The 15,657-nt window shown below is 65.8% G+C and carries 18 protein-coding genes; 11 read left to right on the plus strand and 7 right to left on the minus strand.

Annotated elements, in window-relative coordinates; translation table 11 throughout:
* Positions 1 to 10 precede the first annotated feature (10 nt).
* The 5 genes from coxB to QOL57_RS17070 all read left to right on the plus strand — a co-directional run bounded on the left by coxB (position 11) and on the right by QOL57_RS17070 (position 4,331).
* Positions 11 to 958 (plus strand): cytochrome c oxidase subunit II, encoded by a 948-nt coding sequence (gene coxB, locus QOL57_RS17050; RefSeq protein ID WP_089238215.1) that lies wholly within the window; start codon positions 11 to 13, stop codon positions 956 to 958.
* 61 nt (positions 959 to 1,019) lie between these two features.
* A complete protein-coding gene (gene ctaD, locus QOL57_RS17055; protein WP_025878294.1) occupies positions 1,020 to 2,627 on the plus strand; it encodes a cytochrome c oxidase subunit I in 1,608 nt (535 codons plus the stop codon).
* An 8-nt stretch (positions 2,628 to 2,635) separates the two neighbouring features.
* Entirely contained in the window at positions 2,636 to 2,854 is a 219-nt protein-coding gene (locus tag QOL57_RS17060) for a hypothetical protein (protein ID WP_089238217.1), read from the plus strand.
* The gene (locus tag QOL57_RS17065; RefSeq protein WP_089238219.1) at positions 2,851 to 3,441 is read left to right on the plus strand and encodes a cytochrome c oxidase assembly protein; all 591 of its coding nucleotides are present in this window, start codon (positions 2,851 to 2,853) and stop codon (positions 3,439 to 3,441) included. Before QOL57_RS17060 ends, QOL57_RS17065 begins: the two co-directional genes overlap by 4 nt.
* 14 nt (positions 3,442 to 3,455) lie before the next feature.
* A complete protein-coding gene (locus QOL57_RS17070) occupies positions 3,456 to 4,331 on the plus strand; it encodes a cytochrome c oxidase subunit 3 (protein ID WP_089238221.1) in 876 nt (291 codons plus the stop codon).
* Positions 4,332 to 4,384: 53 nt separating this feature from the next.
* Here the strand turns inward: QOL57_RS17070 and QOL57_RS17075 are convergent, their stop codons facing one another.
* On the minus strand, positions 4,385 to 4,603 hold the full coding sequence (locus QOL57_RS17075; protein WP_089238223.1) for a twin transmembrane helix small protein: 219 nt from the start codon (positions 4,601 to 4,603) through the stop codon (positions 4,385 to 4,387).
* A 57-nt stretch (positions 4,604 to 4,660) separates the two neighbouring features.
* Here QOL57_RS17075 and QOL57_RS17080 point away from each other — a divergent pair, with 57 nt between their 5' ends.
* From QOL57_RS17080 to cyoE, 4 genes are read left to right on the plus strand one after another with little or no spacing between them, the layout of a single operon-like run.
* The gene (locus tag QOL57_RS17080) at positions 4,661 to 5,377 is read left to right on the plus strand and encodes an SURF1 family protein (RefSeq protein ID WP_089238225.1); all 717 of its coding nucleotides are present in this window, start codon (positions 4,661 to 4,663) and stop codon (positions 5,375 to 5,377) included.
* A 50-nt stretch (positions 5,378 to 5,427) separates the two neighbouring features.
* Positions 5,428 to 5,997, plus strand: a complete 570-nt coding sequence (locus QOL57_RS17085; RefSeq protein WP_089238227.1) for a hypothetical protein — start codon at positions 5,428 to 5,430, stop codon at positions 5,995 to 5,997.
* Positions 5,998 to 6,007: 10 nt separating this feature from the next.
* On the plus strand, positions 6,008 to 7,171 hold the full coding sequence (locus tag QOL57_RS17090) for a COX15/CtaA family protein (protein WP_089238229.1): 1,164 nt from the start codon (positions 6,008 to 6,010) through the stop codon (positions 7,169 to 7,171).
* A gap of 4 nt (positions 7,172 to 7,175) precedes the next feature.
* Complete coding sequence (gene cyoE, locus QOL57_RS17095) at positions 7,176 to 8,069, plus strand: heme o synthase (protein ID WP_089238231.1); 894 nt, start codon at positions 7,176 to 7,178, stop codon at positions 8,067 to 8,069.
* 111 nt (positions 8,070 to 8,180) lie between these two features.
* Here the strand turns inward: cyoE and QOL57_RS17100 are convergent, their stop codons facing one another.
* Genes QOL57_RS17100 through QOL57_RS17115 form a run of 4 tightly spaced genes read right to left on the minus strand, consistent with a single transcriptional unit; the run spans position 8,181 to position 12,436 of the window.
* Positions 8,181 to 9,152, minus strand: a complete 972-nt coding sequence (locus tag QOL57_RS17100) for a bile acid:sodium symporter family protein (protein WP_089238233.1) — start codon at positions 9,150 to 9,152, stop codon at positions 8,181 to 8,183.
* 40 nt (positions 9,153 to 9,192) lie between these two features.
* Positions 9,193 to 9,693, minus strand: a complete 501-nt coding sequence (locus QOL57_RS17105; protein WP_089238235.1) for a protein tyrosine phosphatase family protein — start codon at positions 9,691 to 9,693, stop codon at positions 9,193 to 9,195.
* A gap of 26 nt (positions 9,694 to 9,719) precedes the next feature.
* Positions 9,720 to 11,459: a DNA primase gene (dnaG, locus tag QOL57_RS17110; protein WP_089238237.1), complete on the minus strand. Its 1,740-nt coding sequence runs from the start codon at positions 11,457 to 11,459 to the stop codon at positions 9,720 to 9,722.
* 59 nt (positions 11,460 to 11,518) lie between these two features.
* Positions 11,519 to 12,436: a YihY/virulence factor BrkB family protein gene (locus tag QOL57_RS17115; protein ID WP_089238239.1), complete on the minus strand. Its 918-nt coding sequence runs from the start codon at positions 12,434 to 12,436 to the stop codon at positions 11,519 to 11,521.
* 217 nt (positions 12,437 to 12,653) lie between these two features.
* Between QOL57_RS17115 and QOL57_RS17120 the strand changes: the two genes are divergently transcribed.
* Entirely contained in the window at positions 12,654 to 13,589 is a 936-nt protein-coding gene (locus QOL57_RS17120) for a hypothetical protein (protein ID WP_244900737.1), read from the plus strand.
* 72 nt (positions 13,590 to 13,661) lie between these two features.
* On the opposite strand, the gene QOL57_RS17125 is transcribed toward QOL57_RS17120, so the two are convergent.
* On the minus strand, positions 13,662 to 14,108 hold the full coding sequence (locus tag QOL57_RS17125; RefSeq protein ID WP_089238242.1) for a GatB/YqeY domain-containing protein: 447 nt from the start codon (positions 14,106 to 14,108) through the stop codon (positions 13,662 to 13,664).
* Positions 14,109 to 14,241: 133 nt separating this feature from the next.
* Entirely contained in the window at positions 14,242 to 14,457 is a 216-nt protein-coding gene (rpsU, locus tag QOL57_RS17130; RefSeq protein WP_002808376.1) for a 30S ribosomal protein S21, read from the minus strand.
* Between the two features lie 167 nt (positions 14,458 to 14,624).
* Here rpsU and tsaD point away from each other — a divergent pair, with 167 nt between their 5' ends.
* Positions 14,625 to 15,650 (plus strand): tRNA (adenosine(37)-N6)-threonylcarbamoyltransferase complex transferase subunit TsaD, encoded by a 1,026-nt coding sequence (tsaD, locus tag QOL57_RS17135; protein WP_089238244.1) that lies wholly within the window; start codon positions 14,625 to 14,627, stop codon positions 15,648 to 15,650.
* Positions 15,651 to 15,657: the final 7 nt, after the last annotated feature.

A 15,657-nucleotide genomic window follows, 5' to 3' on the forward strand; every position in this document is an offset into this window, starting at 1 on the left:
GGTCTAGGCAATGAAGCAAAGCAGAGGGTGGGGCACGAAGTGCGTTGCAATGGCCGCCGCGATGGGGGCCCTGCTGTCGATGCCGGGGACGGCGCTGGCCCAGGCGGCCGATCCAAAGCCGTGGCAGTTGAACATGGGCAAGGGGGTGACCCAGACCTCACGCCTGGCCTGGGAATCGAACAACCTCTCGTTGATCGTCTGCACGGTGATCGGCGTGATCGTGTTCGGCGCCATGGCCTACGCGATGTTCAAGTTCCGCAAATCCAAGGGCGCGGTCGCCGCTACCTTCAGCCACAACACAAAGGCCGAGGTCATCTGGACGGTGATCCCGGTGATCATCCTGGTGGTGATGGCGTGGCCGGCCACGGCCAACCTGATCAAGATGTACGACACCCGCGATGCCGAGATGACGGTGAAGGTCACCGGCTACCAGTGGATGTGGAAGTACGAGTACCTGGGCGAGAACGTGACCTTCACCAGCCGCCTGGACCGTGAGTCCGACCGCATGCGGCAGAGTGGCAAGGTGCCGACCCGCGAGAGCCATCCGCACTACCTGCTGGATGTCGACAACCGGCTGGTACTGCCGGTGGACACCAAGGTGCGCTTCGTCATCACTTCCGACGACGTGATCCACGCCTGGTGGGTGCCGGCGCTGGGCTGGAAGCAGGACGCGATTCCCGGCTTCATCAACGAAGCCTGGACCAGCATCGAGCAGCCCGGTGTCTACCGCGGCCAGTGCGCGGAGCTGTGCGGCAAGGACCATGGCTTCATGCCGATCGTGGTCGAGGCGGTGTCCAAGGAAGAGTTCAAGCAGTGGCTGGCGCAGCGCAAACCGGCGCCTGCACCAGCGACGCCCGCCGAACCCACCGCGCCCGCCAGTGAAACGCCGGCGCAGCCGGCAGCACCGGCCGCCGCCGAGGCCGGCAACGCGCCTGCCGCGGCGGCCAGCGGAGCCTGATGTAACTGTCCGCGGCCCTGTCGCGGCCGCGGCGACAACCGATCCTGAGAGGTGTTTTGCAATGGCGCACTCGGCAGTTGGGCACGACGATCACCATCACCCGCAGAGCTTCTTCGAGCGTTGGTTCTTCTCGACCAACCACAAGGACATCGGCACGCTGTACCTGGGTTTCAGCTTCATCATGTTCGTCATCGGCGCGTTCATGAGCGTGCTGATCCGGCTGGAACTGGCCCAGCCCGGCATCCAGTACATCCGTCCGGAAATCTTCAACCAGCTGACCACCGTGCACGCGCTGGTGATGATCTTCGGCGGCGTGATGCCGGCCTTCGTCGGCCTGGCCAACTGGATGATCCCGCTGCAGATCGGCGCGCCGGACATGGCGCTGCCGCGCATGAACAACTGGTCGTTCTGGCTGTTGCCGGTGGCCTTCAGCCTGCTGCTGCTGACCTTCCTGCTGCCCGGTGGGGCGCCGGCCGGTGGCTGGACGCTGTATCCGCCGCTGTCGCTGCAGGGCGGTTACAACGTCGCGTTCACCGTGTTCGCCATCCACGTGGCCGGCATCAGTTCGATCATGGGTGCGATCAACATCATCGCCACGGTGCTGAACATGCGCGCGCCCGGTATCGACCTGCTGAAGATGCCGATCTTCTGCTGGGCCTGGCTGATCACTGCGTTCCTGCTGATCGCGGTGATGCCGGTGCTGGCTGGTGCGGTGACGATGCTGCTGACCGACAAGTTCTTCGGCACCAGCTTCTTCAATGCGGCCGGTGGTGGCGACCCGGTGATGTTCCAGCACATCTTCTGGTTCTTCGGCCATCCCGAGGTCTACATCATGATCCTGCCCGCCTTCGGCGTGGTCAGCGAGATCATCCCGACCTTCAGCCGCAAGCCGCTGTTCGGTTACCAGGCGATGGTCTACGCCACCGCGGCGATCGCGTTCCTGTCGTTCATCGTCTGGGCCCACCACATGTTCACCGTGGGCATGCCGCTGGGTGGTGAGATCTACTTCATGTTCGCCACCATGCTGATCTCGATCCCGACCGGGGTGAAGGTGTTCAACTGGGTCAGCACGATGTGGCGTGGTTCGCTCACCTTCGAAGCCCCCATGCTGTGGTCGGTGGCGTTCGTCATCCTGTTCACCATCGGCGGATTCTCCGGCCTGATGCTGGCGATCGTGGCCGCCGACTTCCAGTACCACGACACCTACTTCGTGGTCGCCCACTTCCACTACGTGCTGGTGACCGGCGCGGTGTTCGCGCTGATCGCGGCGGTGTACTACTGGTGGCCGAAGTGGACCGGGCGCATGTACAGCGAGAAGTGGGCCAAGGTGCACTTCTGGTGGTCGATCGTGTTCGTCAACCTGCTGTTCTTCCCGCAGCATTTCCTGGGCCTGGCCGGCATGCCGCGGCGCATCCCCGATTACTCGGTGGCGTTCGCCGACTGGAACCTGATCAGCTCGATCGGTGCGTTCGGCATGTTCGCCACGCCGTTCATGATGGCCGCGATCCTGCTGTCCTCGCTGCGCAACGGCGAGAAGGCCGAGGCGCGCTCCTGGGAAGGCGCGCGTGGCCTGGAGTGGACGCTGCCGTCGCCGGCACCGGCGCACACCTTCACCACGCCGCCGACCATCCGCCCGGGTGACCTGGCCCACGACGATATCGGTCATTGAGGTGGTGCATGCATAACGAGAGCCCGCTCCAGAGCTGTAGAGTCGAGCCATGCTCGACTGACGAAAAGCGGCCGAGCATGGCTCGGCTCTACAACCGCGAAGGCGAAGCCCAGAGCGCCGGCATCGAGCAGCAGCGTCAGCGCGCCAAGCGCACCGCGCTGTGGGTGGGCGCGATCGCCGTGCTGGTCTACGTCGGCTTCATCCTCAGCGGCGTGATCGGTCGATGAGCGAAACGCCGGCCACCGCTCCGTCACGCAGCGCCGGCCTGCCGCGCCTGATCGGCGTTGCGGTGGTGGTGTTCCTGCTGACGTTCTCGCTGGTGCCGCTGTATCGCATCGCCTGCGAGAAGGTGTTCGGCGTGCGCCTGGAACGTGGCCCGGGCAGCGAAGCCAGTACCGGTGCGGCCAGTGGCAAGCGCACCGTGCGGGTGGAATTCGATGGCGGGGTCAATTCGCGACTGCCATGGTCGTTCCATCCCGAGCAGCTGACCATGGATGTGGTGCCCGGCGAGCTCAACGAGGCGCTGTACTTCGCCCGCAACGACAGCCAGCAGGCCGTGGTCGGCAGCGCGGTGCCCTCGGTGGCACCGGCACGCGCGTCGGGATTCTTCAGCAAGACCGAGTGCTTCTGCTTCACCGCGCAGACCCTGCAGGCCGGCGAGAAGCGCGATATGCCGGTGCGCTTCATCGTCGATCCGGACCTGCCGCCGGAAATCCGCACGATCACCTTGTCCTACACCTTCTACCGCAACGATGCGTTGTCCGATCGGCTGGCTCCGGCCGCCACGTCGGCAGGCGCCCACGCTGCTCCCTGACCCGGATACCGACCATGGCCCAGACACCTACCGACGCCAACGTGTACTTCGTCCCGGCCCAGAGCAAATGGCCGTTCGTCGGTTCCATCGCGATGATGGTGACCATGGTCGGCGTGGCCAGCTGGCTCAATGACGCCAGCTGGGGCCGCTGGACCTTCTACACCGGCGTGGCGATGCTGGTGCTGACCCTGTTCTGGTGGTTCAGCGACGTGGTGCGCGAGTCGCAGGCCGGCAACTACAACCGGCAGGTGGATGGTTCGTTCCGGATGGGGATGGTCTGGTTCATCTTCTCCGAAGTGATGTTCTTCGGTGCCTTCTTCGGTGCGCTGTTCTACACCCGCCACCTCGGCCTGTCGTGGCTGAGCGGCGAAGGGCGCGGGGTGATGACCAACGAACTGCTGTGGCAGGGCTACTCGGCCGGCTGGCCGACCAATGGCCCGGCAGCGATCGGTGGCGCGTTCCAGACCATTCCGGCCTGGGGCCTGCCGTTGATCAATACGCTGATCCTGCTGACCTCGGGCGTGACCCTGACCATCGCCCATCATGCGCTGAAGGCGGGCAACCGACGCCAGCTGCTGATCTGGCTGGGCCTGACGGTATTGCTCGGCCTCGGCTTCCTGACCCTGCAGGCCGAGGAGTACATCCACGCCTACAAGGAGCTGAACCTGACGCTCGGCTCGGGCATCTATGGTTCCACCTTCTTCATGCTGACCGGCTTCCACGGCGCACACGTGCTGCTGGGAACGATCATGCTGATCGTGATGTGGCTGCGGTCGGCGAAGGGACACTTCACCCGCGACAACCATTTCGCTTTCGAAGCGGCCGCGTGGTACTGGCACTTCGTCGACGTGGTGTGGCTGATGCTGTTCCTGTTCGTCTACGTGCTTTGACCGCGCAGGCGTCGGCAGCCCCAGCCGCCGGCGCTGCCTGGTCTGACGTGGGGTCAGCTGCCGATGCCGTGCGGTTTGATCCAGCCCATGTAGATGCACACGATCACCAGTACGATCAACGCCACCGACACTCCGATGCGGCGGGTCAGTGCATTGACCGTGCGCTTGGTCTGGCCGCGGTCCACCAGCAGGTAATACAGGCCGGCGCCCAGATTCCAGACGATGACGATCAGAAACGCGATTACCAGCAGGGTCTTCAGCGAATCACTCATGCGCGGCTCGAGGGCTGGGTGGATGTGCCTATCTGACCGCGTTTGCGCGGACTTGTCATGATGCGCCAGCACACGCGCCTGATTGGATGGCTGATGGCGCTGCTGGCAATGGCCGGATTCACCGCGCTTGGCCTGTGGCAGCTGCAGCGGATGCATGCCAAACAGGCGTTGCTGGATGCGCAGGCCCCGGCCGTGGCGCAGGCGATGCCATTGGCACAGGCGCTGGCGGCGCAGGGCGCGCTGCATGGCGTGGCCGATCACGGTCGCTTCCTGCCGGGCGTGGTGCTGCTGGACAACCAGACCCGCCACGGCCGCGCCGGAGTGAAGATCTATCGTCCGTTCCGCAGCGACGCGGGCAGCGTGTTGCTGGTGGACCTGGGTTGGCGCGCGCTGCCGCCCGACCGCACGTTGCCGGTGGTGCCCGCACCGCCGTCGCCGGTAAACGTACGTGGCCTGTTGGCACCGCCCCCTTCGGCCGGCTTGGCGCTGGGGCCGGCGTTCACCACCACCGATGTTGCAGGGCGCTGGCTGGCCAGTCGCCTTCCCGCCGATGGCCTGGCCGCCGCGCTGGGCCTGCCGTCGTTACCCGAGCGCGTACTGCGGCTGGATCCGGCGTTGCCGTTCGGCGATGAGCGCGATCTCGACCTGCTGCCGAACACGCTGCCGCCGCAGCGCCACCTGGGTTACGCCGTGCAGTGGTTCGGGCTGGCGCTGACCGTGCTGGTGGTAGCGCTGGTACTGGAATGGCGCAGGAGGCGGCCCGGTGCCCGGTAGTACCGGCCGCTGGCCGGCATCCCTTTCCCAACCATGAGAAAATGCCCCGCATGAACACTGCTACCTCCCCGCAGGCGCGCGGCAATGGCCGCCGGACCCTGGTGCTGCTGTTCGCCGTTTTCTTCGGGGCGATGGCGCTGGCCGCCATCCTGCGTTTCTCGGGCTGGCAGCCGACCGCGCATCGCAACAGTGGTCAATTGCTGAAGCCGCCGGTGGACCTGCGCCAGCAACCACCGACGCTGGCCAATGGCGCGGCCTACCCCTGGAACCCTGACGCGCGCACGTGGCGTCTGCTGGTGGCACCGGCCGGTGCCTGCGACGCGCAGTGCGTCACTTTGTCGCAGGGACTGGGCAAGGTGTGGCAGCTGTTCGGCCATAACGCCGATAATGTCGAGATCCTGTGGCTGGGAACGCCACCGGCGTCGATCGCCTCGCTGCCCGCGCTGCGGCCGCTGGCCCCGTCGCCAGCCCTGCGCGCGGCGCTGCCCGGCGTCGATGATCCGGCAGGTCTGCCGGTCTACGTGATCGATCCGAACGGCTTCGTGATCATGCGTCATGCCCCCGGGAGCGATCTCGGCGGCCTGCGCAAGGACATGGCCACGTTGCTGAAACTGAAGTGAGTCCCGTTTGATGAGCCTTTCCGCGCGTCCGGCGCTGCACCGCAATTTCCACCGCCTGGCGTGGTTCGCCATGATCATGACCGCGAGCACGATCATGTTCGGCGCCTTCGTGCGCCTGTCCGATGCCGGCCTGAGCTGCCCGGACTGGCCAACCTGCTATGGGCAGGCGACCTGGCCGCAGCACGTGGAAGAGACCATCGGGCATCCGGCGGTGGAGATCCGTCCGCTGGAAACGCACAAGGCCTGGCGTGAGCAGGTGCACCGCTTCCTGGCCGGCGCGCTCGGCATCGAGATCCTGACCCTGGCGCTGTTGGCCACGCGCAAGCGGCGATTCGGCAGCACGGCCGTGGTCACCGCCTGCGTGCTGGTGGCTGCGGGCATACCGCTGTACATGATGGGCTGGCATGGAACCGCCAGCGCGCTGGCACTGATCGGCGAGGCCATCCTGCTGATCGCCGCACTGCGCTGGAGCAACATCGACCTGGCGCGCGCTGCGCTGCTGACGCTGGCGGTGGTGATCTTCCAGGCCCTGCTGGGCATGTGGACGGTGACCCTGCTGCTCAAGCCGATCGTGGTGATGGGCCACCTGCTGGGCGGCATGCTGATGTTCGGCCTGCTGGTGTGGATGGCGTGGCGTGCCACGCACATGCCGATCACCCTGGCCGAGGCGCCGAAGCTGAAGTGGCTGCTGCGCATCGGTGTGGCGGTGCTGGTCACCCAGATCGCGCTCGGCGGCTGGGTCAGTGCCAACTACGCGGCATTGGCGTGCGGCGGCGGCAGTGCCTCGCTGGACAACTTCCCGCGCTGCGCCAACCAGTGGTGGCCGCAGCACAACTTCGCCGAGGGCTTCACGCTGTGGCGTGGCGTCGGCGTGGATTACGAAGGCGGTGTGCTCGACGGTGCCTCGCGCATCGCCATCCAGATGGCCCATCGCCTGTTCGCGATTGTCGTTGCCGTCTACATGCTGTGGCTGGGCCTGCGCCTGTTCCGGCTGCCGAGCATGCGTGGCTGGGCCTCGGCTCTGGTCGCGCTGCTGGTGCTGCAGGTTACCCTCGGCATCCTCAATGTGAAGCTTGCACTGCCGCTGGAAGTGGCAGTGGCGCACAACGGCGTTGCCGTTGCCCTGTTGTTTGTATTGGTCAGCCTGCTGGCCCGCCTGCGTGCCCCGGACTGATTCCATGTTTTCCAACTATCGCCAGTACTGGGACCTGACCAAACCCAAGGTCGTCGCCCTCATCGTCTTCACCGCCCTGGTCGGCATGGTCCTGGCCATTCCGGGTGTGCCCAGCTGGGAGCAGGTGCGCGCCGGCGTGCTCGGCTTCCTCGGTATCTGGCTTGCGGCGTCGGCAGCTGCGGCCATCAACCAGCTGCTGGATGCACACATCGACGCGCAGATGGCGCGCACCTCGTGGCGACCGCTGGTGGTGGGCAAGGTCAAGCCATGGCAGGTGCTGGTATTCGCCAGCGTGCTGATCGTGCTGTCGATGGCGATCCTGGTGCTGTGGGTGAACTGGATCACCGCGGTGCTGACCTTCGCTTCGCTGATCGGCTATGCGGTGATCTACACCGTCTACCTGAAACGAGCGACCTCGCAGAACATCGTCATCGGTGGTCTGGCCGGCGCGATGCCGCCGATGCTGGGGTGGGCTGCGGTGACCGGCATGCAGGGCTCGTCGGACTGGGCGTACTCGTCGCTGCTGGTGTTGATCATCTTCATCTGGACGCCGCCGCACTTCTGGGCACTGGCGATCTTCCGTCGCGAGGACTACGCCAAGGCGGAAATCCCGATGCTACCGGTCACCCATGGCGTGGTGCACACGCGCAAGCAGATCATGGCGTACTCGGTGGTGCTGGCACTGGTCTGCCTGCTTCCTTACCTGGTCGGCATGAGCGGCGCGTTCTACCTGGGCGGCGCGATCGTGCTCAACGCCGTGTTCCTCTGGTACGCCTGGCGCATGCTCAACCCGCCGGATGAGCTGTTCTCGATGAAGATGTTCAGCTACTCCATCGTCTACCTGATGGCGCTGTTCGCCTTCCTGCTGGTGGATCACTGGATCCTGCCCTGGTTGTGATGGGCTGAGGCATCCACGCATGGCGTGGATCTACTCTGGATCAGGCATCAGCCGAGCATGGGCTCGGCACTACAGTAGATCCACGCCATGCGTGGATGGCAGTTCTGCCGGTCAGGGCGCGCGCTTGGCGTAGCGTTGCGCGATCACGCCGCAGACGATCAGCTGGATCTGGTGGTAGATCATCACCGGCAGCACGATCGCGCCGAGGCTGCCGCCAGCGAACAGCACCTTGGCAATCGGAACGCCCGTGGCCAGGCTCTTCTTCGAGCCGCAGAACACGATGGCGATCTCGTCTTCGCGGTTGAAGCGCAGGCGGCGGGCGATGAAGGTGATCAGCGGCATGGCGATGCCGAGCAGCACCGCCGCCACCACCGCCACCGCGAACAGCGAGAGCAGCGGTGTCTTGCTCCACAGCCCTTCAGTGACCGCTTCGCCGAACGCAGAGTACACCACCAGCAGGATGGTGGCCTGATCGGTGTAGCGCAGCAGCGCGCGCTGCTTCTCCACCCAGCCGGCGATCCACGGGCGCAGCAGGTGGCCGGCCACGAACGGCACCAGCAACTGCAGCATGATGCCGCCGATGGCATGCAGCGGGTCGTGCACGCCGCCGGAGGTACCGGCCAGCGCGGTCAGCAGCAGTGGCGTCAGGAACACACCGAGGATGCTCGACAGCGAGGCACTGCACACGGCCGCCGGCACGTTGCCGCGCGCCATCGAAGTGAACGCGATGGACGACTGCACGGTGGACGGCAGGGTGCACAGGAACAGCACGCCCAGGTACAGCTCAGGCGTCAGCAGCCAGCCCGACAGCGGCTTGAACAGCAGGCCCAGCAGCGGGAACAGGATGAAGGTGCAGGCGAGGATGGTCAGGTGCAGCCGCCAATGCAGCATGCCGCCGATGATCGACTCGCGCGGCAGGCGCGCGCCGTGCAGGAAGAACAGTGCGGCGATGGCGACGGTGGTGACATCGTCGAGCACCAGGGCGGCAGCGCCCTTCATCGGCAGCAGCGAGGCCAGGCCGACGGTGCACAGCAGGGCGAGGGTGAAGTTGTCCGGTCGCAGGCGCGACCACCAGTGGGTCATGGTGGATAGGCTCCATGGTGCGGGGGGATTACCCCGGGAATCAGGGGGTGGGAGAAGGGATCGCCAGGCGCTCGCGGGTGGCTGCTTCCAGCGACTTCAGGCCGGCACGCTGGCCCAGCTGCAGGGCCTGTTCCGCGCTGGCGTGTTCGTAGCGCGCGTTGAGCAGGCCGAGTACGGCACCGGCGCGGTTGCCTGAGGCGCAGTGCAGCAGCACCGGCCCCTGGCTCTGCTGCAGGGCCTGGTGGACGGCGCGCACGTTGGCGGCATCCAGGCCCTCGGCACCGGCCACCGGAATGCGTACATAACGCAGGCCCAGCGCTTCGGCCTGGCGTATTTCATCGAAGCCGCGATCTTCATCGGGTTGGCGCAGGTCGATCACCGTGCGCACGCCCTGTGCAGCCAGTTCGCGCAGTTGCGCGGCCGTAGGCTGGCCGCCCGCGTACAGGCCGGGGCGGACTTCAGCAAGGGCGGGGTCCGCAGCCCAGGCTGGCAGAACCGGACAGAGCGACAACAACAGCAGGCAGGTCAGGCGCAGCAGCATGGTCTCTCCGGGGATGTGTTCTGCCGCTACAGGCGCAGATTGGCGCGGGCCTTCAGCAGCTCGCGCATCTCGTACTTGTCAGTATCGTCCAGACCCTGTTGTCGCTGCTTGGCGTTAAGGTCGTCGATCCGCTGGAACAGCAGCTGCTTTTCCAGCTGCCCGACCGCGTCATGCAGTTCCACCGTCCACATCGCTTCATCGCCCGCCAGCGTCTGCGCGGCCAAGGTGTGCAGCGAGGCCTGTTCCTCGCGGCCGTCGAAATGCTCCAGCAGGGCACCGGTACTGATGTCCGGGCGCTGTTCGACCAGCTCCAGCAGTTCCAGCAGCAGCTCCACGCCCGGCAGGCGCAGGCCCTGGAAGTGATGCTTGCCACCCAGGGTCAGGGCCAGCGTTGGTTGCTGCAGCAGCACGGCGATCGCGCCGCGCACCAGGCTGCGCTTGGCCACCGGCTGGATCGTGCGCGAGACGGCGCGTTGGGGCATCTGCGGGCGGCCCGCCTGCGCGTTGCCGCCCAGGCCGGTCAGCTGCCCCAGCTGTTGCTTCATCAGATCGCCAAACGCGCCATCGGGAATCTGCGCGAGCATCGGCTTGGCGCGCTCGGCCAGCCGTGCCTTGCCGTCCAGCGTGCCGAGATTGATCTCGCGGGTCAGCTCGTCGAAGAAGAACTGCGACAGCGGCGTGGCCTGCTTCAGGCGCTCGTCGAAGGCCTCGGCCCCCTCCTTGCGCACGATGCTGTCGGGGTCTTCGCCGTCGGGCAGGAACAGGAAGAAGGCCTGGCGGCCGTCCTTCATGCGTGGCAGCACCGATTCCAGCGCTTTCCAGCCGGCGCGGCGGCCGGCGGCGTCGCCGTCGAAGCAGAAGAACACGTCCGGCGCGTTGCGGAACAGCAGCTCGGCATGATCCGGCGTGGTTGCCGTGCCCAGCGTCGCCACCGCCTGGGTGACGCCGAACTGGAACAGCGAAACCACGTCCATGTAGCCCTCGACCACGATCAAGCGCTCGATCTTCTGGTTGGTCTGGCGCACCTGCCACAGGCCGTACAGTTCGCGGCCCTTGTGGAACAGCGCGGTCTCGGGCGAGTTGAGGTATTTGGGGCCGTCGTCCTTCTCGAACACGCGCCCGCCGAAGGCGATCACCCGGCCTCGGCGGTCGAAGATCGGGAACATCACCCGGTCGCGGAACTTGTCGTAGACGTGGCCGCGGTCGTTCTTGGAGAACAGGCCGGCGCGGTCGAGCAGCTTCATCCGCCGCTCGTCCTTGCCCAGCGCATCGCGCAGGCCGCTGTAGCCATCCGGTGCATAGCCGATCTGGAAGCGCGCGCGGTTCTCTTCGTCCACGCCGCGGCCGTCGAGGTAGCTGCGTGCCTTGTCGCTGCCTTCCAGGTTCTTCTGGAAGAACTTGGTAGCGGCATCCAGCGCGGAGTACAGCTCGCGGCTGTCATCCTGCTGCTGCGCACTGCGCGGGTTCTCGCTGCGCGGCACTTCCATGCCGGCACGCTTGGCCAGTTCATCCACCGCGTCGAGGAACTCGAGGCGGTCGTAGTTCATCAGGAAGCTGATCGCCGTGCCGTGCGCGCCGCAGCCAAAGCAGTGATAGAACTGCTTGGTTGGCGAGACGGTGAACGAGGCCGAGCGCTCGTCATGGAAGGGGCAGCGTGCGGCGTACTCCTTGCCCTGGCGCTTCAGCGGCACGCGGCTGCCCACCACCTCGACGATGTCGGAGCGGGCCAGCAGGTCGTCGATGAAAGCGTCTGGGATACGGGCCATGGGCAACAGGACAGGGCGCGGCCGCCAGGGCGCGCTGCGGGGGCGGCAAGTCCCCTAGTTTACTCGCTGGCGGCGGCCGGGCCGGTTTCCTGTGGGGCCACATCGGTGCTGGCCAGGCGTGCACGTGCGTACTGGCGTTCGTCGATCACCGCGGTCATCAATGCACCGACGAAGAACACGGCAGTGGCGTAGTAGATCCAGACCAGCGAAATCACCAATGCACCCATCGAGCCGTAGGCGCTGCCGGGGGCAACGGTGCTGATGTAGACGCCGATGCCATAACGGCCGAGGGTGAACAGCAACGAGGTGATGGCGCCGCCGATGAACGCCTGGCGCCAGGCCACGCGGCGGTCCGGCAGGTAGTGGTACAGGAAGGCGAAGGCCAGCGTGTACAGCAGCAGCGATGTCAGATAACCGATTGCGGGCAGCACCGAGGGCAGCTGCGCGAACACCACCTGCAGCGCGGTGGTGGCGGTCATCGACAGGATCAGCAGGAAGCCCAGTGCCAGCACCACGCCGAACGAGAACACGCGCTTGCGCAGCCAGGCCTTGATCCCGTCCAGGCGCTGCCCGCTGGTATGGAAGATACGGTTCAGTGCGTTCTGCAGCTGCGCGAACACGGCGGTGGCGCCGACGAACAACAGCAACGTGCTCCAGACCCCGGCCAGTGAACCGACGCTGGGCTGGCTGTTGGCGTTGTGCAGCACGGTGTCGGCCACGCTGGCCACGCTGCTGCCGGCCACCGAGCCGATCTGCCCGATCAGTGCCTGCTGCGCCGGCGGATACAACGAGGCGGTCAGCCACAGCAACAGCACCAGCAGCGGGGCCATCGACAGCAGGGCATAGAAGGAGACCGAAGCGGCCTGGGTCAGCACGTCGATCTCGACGAAGCGCTTGGCCACGGCCATCGGGAAACTGTCCTGCAGGCGCTCCAGGCGGGATCGGACGGTGTGCAGGGAAGGGGGCGACTGTGGCATTGAGTGGTTCAAGTGCAGGCGGAGTGCCCTTGTTCTAGCAAAACCGCGCTTCGCGAAGGGTGAAGTTCCCATTCAGCTACACGTCTGCGGCTGCGAGCGCGCTATCCTTCTGTCCGGACCGGCGGTGCATCAAGAGGGCTGCCGCCGCAGTATCCGTAGGCCGTTGCGGGGGCGCAGGGCCGCGAGGTTGCAACTTCACAGCAAAAAAGGACGATCTATGAAAGGAATGGTCTGCACGACGATGATGCTGTTGGCGATGAGTGGCTCGGTCGCGGCTTCCGCGGCCTGCGAGAAGGCGTTCAAGACGGTGGGCGATCCGCGCAATGGCGCGTTGTACATGGCTGATCTCACCATTCCAGGACTGAAGGTGCAGAGCGCACTGGACCAGTTGCGCAAGATCGGTGGCGACGATCAGCTGGACGTGGGTGGACAGCTCGTGGAGGGCAATACGGGCGACCAGTACCTGATCCAGCGCAAGGGCCTGCGGACGCCGTTGGTGTTGATCGGAACCGCCGATCGTTCCGGTCGCGTCACCCTGACCACCAAGCTGGCTCGTGGCCAGACGATTGAGCCGCAGATCGCGCGGCAGTCGATGTGCGAGATGCTGGACAAGCTCAAGGCCGGGAGCCAGGGCGATGCCCTTGCCGCCGCCGCGCGCACCCAGTACCCGATGCCGGCTGCCGAGGAAGTCAATGCGCCGGACCTGTCCAAGAAGATGGGCAAGGAAGTACGCGACACGATGGCGCTGTACAACAGTGCAGGCAGCTTCAAGGACTTGATGCTGGGCACCACCACCAACAAGGAAGACATGGGTGACCGTTCGGCCACTTTCCTGCCGGTCTATGCGAAGTACGTGGGGCAGCGCTACCGGATCGATGGCCAGATCTATACGGTAAATTCCAGCCGGTACTCGACGCGACCTGGCGACATCGGCTCAATCAACTATCTGGTGACGCCGACCCGCGGCTTGCTGCGCATCCGTCAGAACGACACCTTCAACAACAACAACTACACCATCCGCTGTGAGTTCGCATCGGACCAGGCGGCCTACGTGACAATGCTGCGTGAGCGCGACTGGGCCAAGCTGGAAGGTGAAGTGAGTTCGGTTGAGGAAAGCTCGATGACATTGCGTAATTGCCGCCAGGCACAGTAATCAGCGTGGTTCAGGCAACAATGACAAGGCCCGCGAATGCGGGCCTTGTCCTGTGCGATGCGGGAAGCTGAATCAGCTCGCCAGCTGCTGCTTGACCAGCTTGGACACCAGGCCCATGTCGGCCTGGCCGGCGAGCTTGGGCTTCAGCGCGCCCATCAACTTGCCCATGTCGGCCGCGCTGCTGGCGCCGGTCTCGGCGATGGCCGCCTGGATCGCCGCGACGATCTCGGCTTCGCCCATCTTGGCCGGCAGGTAGGCTTCGATCACCACGATCTCGGCGCGTTCGATTTCCGCCAGATCTTCGCGGTTGGCCGCTTCAAACTGGCTGACCGAGTCCTTGCGCTGCTTGACCATCTTGTCGAGCACGGTGATCACGGCGGTGTCGTCGAGCTCGATGCGCTCGTCGACTTCCTTCTGCTTGATGGCCGCGTTGATCAGGCGGATTACGCCCAGCTTGTGCTTTTCGCCGCCCTTCATGGCGGCCTTCATGTCTTCGGTGAGCTGCTGCTTCATGCTCATGACGAACCTCGTGGTGGTAGTGGGGCAGGGCGGATGCCCGGGCCCGGAAACGCAAAAAGCCGGCAACGCTCGCGCGTGCCGGCTTCGACTCCATCGCGGCAGGGAATGCCCACCGCAATGAAGATGCGTCCGATCAGTACAGGCGCTGACGCTTGGTAACGTCGCGCGACGAGCGGCGCAGCTGACGCTTCACAGCAGCGGCGGCTTTGCGCTTGCGCTCCTGGGTCGGCTTTTCGTAGAACTCGCGCTTGCGGGTTTCGGCCAGCACACCGGCCTTTTCGCAAGTGCGCTTGAAGCGGCGAAGAGCAAACTCAAAGGGTTCGTTCTCGCGGACTTTGACGCTGGGCATGGAATCTCCGGGACACAGTAGAACCGGGTCACGCCCGGCGAGCCGCACATTATAGTGGCGAATAAACAAACTGCAAGCCGCAAATCCTGAATAGGGGCAGGTTGTTGGATTGCAGTGAGACCTGCCAGTTCCCCCGAGGGGTTGGCAGGGGCGTCATAATAGCAGGCATGCGAGTCCTTGGCATCGAATCTTCCTGTGATGAGACCGGCGTGGCGGTGTATGACACCGACCTGTCCGGCAGCGCGGCCCTGCGCGCCCATGCGGTCTACAGCCAGATCGCGCTGCACGCCGAGTACGGCGGTGTAGTGCCCGAGCTGGCCAGCCGTGACCACGTGCGCAAGCTGCTGCCGCTGGTGCGGCAGACGCTGGCCGAGGCTGGGCTCGGCGTGAACGACATCGACGGCGTGGCCTATACCGCCGGTCCCGGCCTGGTCGGGGCGCTGCTGGTGGGCGCCGGCGTGGCCCGGTCGCTGGCGTGGGCGCTGGAGGTACCCGCCGTGGGCGTGCACCACATGGAAGGCCATCTGCTGGCGCCGCTGATGGAAGACGATCCGCCGCAGGCCCCGTTCGTGGCCCTGCTGGTGTCCGGCGGCCATACCCAGCTGGTGGCCGTCGATGCCATCGGCCAGTACCGCTTGCTGGGCGAAACCCTGGACGACGCGGCCGGTGAAGCCTTCGACAAGACCGCCAAGATGATGGGCCTGCCGTACCCCGGCGGGCCGCAACTGGCCAAGTTGGCCGAGCAGGGCACGCCGGGCGTCTATCGCTTTACGCGTCCGATGACCGATCGCCCGGGCCTGGATTTCAGTTTCTCCGGCCTGAAGACCCAGGTCCTGATGGCCTGGCGCGACAGCGACCAGAGCGAGCAGACCCGCGCCGACATCGCCCGTGGCTTTGAAGATGCCGTGGTCGAGACCCTGTCCATCAAGTGCGAGCGTGCGCTGGAAGCGGCGGGCACCAACGTGATCGTGGTGGCCGGCGGCGTCGGCGCCAACAAGCGCCTGCGTGCACGCCTGCAGCAGATGGCCGAGCGCCTTGGCGGGCGCGCCTGCTTCCCGCGGCCGGCGCTGTGCACCGACAACGGCGCGATGATTGCCTTCGCTGGCGCGCTGCGCCTGCAGGCGGGCCAGCACAGCCCGCCGAGGGTGGACGTCACCCCGCGTTGGGACATGGCGACGCTGCCGGCCGTCTGAGCCGGAC

The sequence above is a fragment of the Stenotrophomonas sp. yr243 genome, from assembly GCF_900184195.1.
In the GTDB taxonomy this organism is placed as follows: domain Bacteria; phylum Pseudomonadota; class Gammaproteobacteria; order Xanthomonadales; family Xanthomonadaceae; genus Stenotrophomonas; species Stenotrophomonas lactitubi.

What these genes read in the sequence shown, in the direction of transcription:
- coxB (WP_089238215.1), top strand. Translation starts at nt 11, where the DNA reads ATGAAGCAAAGCAGAGGGTGGGGCACGAAGTGCGTTGCAATGGCCGCC.
- ctaD (WP_025878294.1), top strand. Translation starts at nt 1,020, where the DNA reads ATGGCGCACTCGGCAGTTGGGCACGACGATCACCATCACCCGCAGAGC.
- QOL57_RS17060 (WP_089238217.1), top strand. Translation starts at nt 2,636, where the DNA reads ATGCATAACGAGAGCCCGCTCCAGAGCTGTAGAGTCGAGCCATGCTCG.
- QOL57_RS17065 (WP_089238219.1), top strand. Translation starts at nt 2,851, where the DNA reads ATGAGCGAAACGCCGGCCACCGCTCCGTCACGCAGCGCCGGCCTGCCG.
- QOL57_RS17070 (WP_089238221.1), top strand. Translation starts at nt 3,456, where the DNA reads ATGGCCCAGACACCTACCGACGCCAACGTGTACTTCGTCCCGGCCCAG.
- QOL57_RS17075 (WP_089238223.1), bottom strand. Translation starts at nt 4,603, where the DNA reads ATGAGTGATTCGCTGAAGACCCTGCTGGTAATCGCGTTTCTGATCGTC.
- QOL57_RS17080 (WP_089238225.1), top strand. Translation starts at nt 4,661, where the DNA reads ATGATGCGCCAGCACACGCGCCTGATTGGATGGCTGATGGCGCTGCTG.
- QOL57_RS17085 (WP_089238227.1), top strand. Translation starts at nt 5,428, where the DNA reads ATGAACACTGCTACCTCCCCGCAGGCGCGCGGCAATGGCCGCCGGACC.
- QOL57_RS17090 (WP_089238229.1), top strand. Translation starts at nt 6,008, where the DNA reads ATGAGCCTTTCCGCGCGTCCGGCGCTGCACCGCAATTTCCACCGCCTG.
- cyoE (WP_089238231.1), top strand. Translation starts at nt 7,176, where the DNA reads ATGTTTTCCAACTATCGCCAGTACTGGGACCTGACCAAACCCAAGGTC.
- QOL57_RS17100 (WP_089238233.1), bottom strand. Translation starts at nt 9,152, where the DNA reads ATGACCCACTGGTGGTCGCGCCTGCGACCGGACAACTTCACCCTCGCC.
- QOL57_RS17105 (WP_089238235.1), bottom strand. Translation starts at nt 9,693, where the DNA reads ATGCTGCTGCGCCTGACCTGCCTGCTGTTGTTGTCGCTCTGTCCGGTT.
- dnaG (WP_089238237.1), bottom strand. Translation starts at nt 11,459, where the DNA reads ATGGCCCGTATCCCAGACGCTTTCATCGACGACCTGCTGGCCCGCTCC.
- QOL57_RS17115 (WP_089238239.1), bottom strand. Translation starts at nt 12,436, where the DNA reads ATGCCACAGTCGCCCCCTTCCCTGCACACCGTCCGATCCCGCCTGGAG.
- QOL57_RS17120 (WP_244900737.1), top strand. Translation starts at nt 12,654, where the DNA reads ATGAAAGGAATGGTCTGCACGACGATGATGCTGTTGGCGATGAGTGGC.
- QOL57_RS17125 (WP_089238242.1), bottom strand. Translation starts at nt 14,108, where the DNA reads ATGAGCATGAAGCAGCAGCTCACCGAAGACATGAAGGCCGCCATGAAG.
- rpsU (WP_002808376.1), bottom strand. Translation starts at nt 14,457, where the DNA reads ATGCCCAGCGTCAAAGTCCGCGAGAACGAACCCTTTGAGTTTGCTCTT.
- tsaD (WP_089238244.1), top strand. Translation starts at nt 14,625, where the DNA reads ATGCGAGTCCTTGGCATCGAATCTTCCTGTGATGAGACCGGCGTGGCG.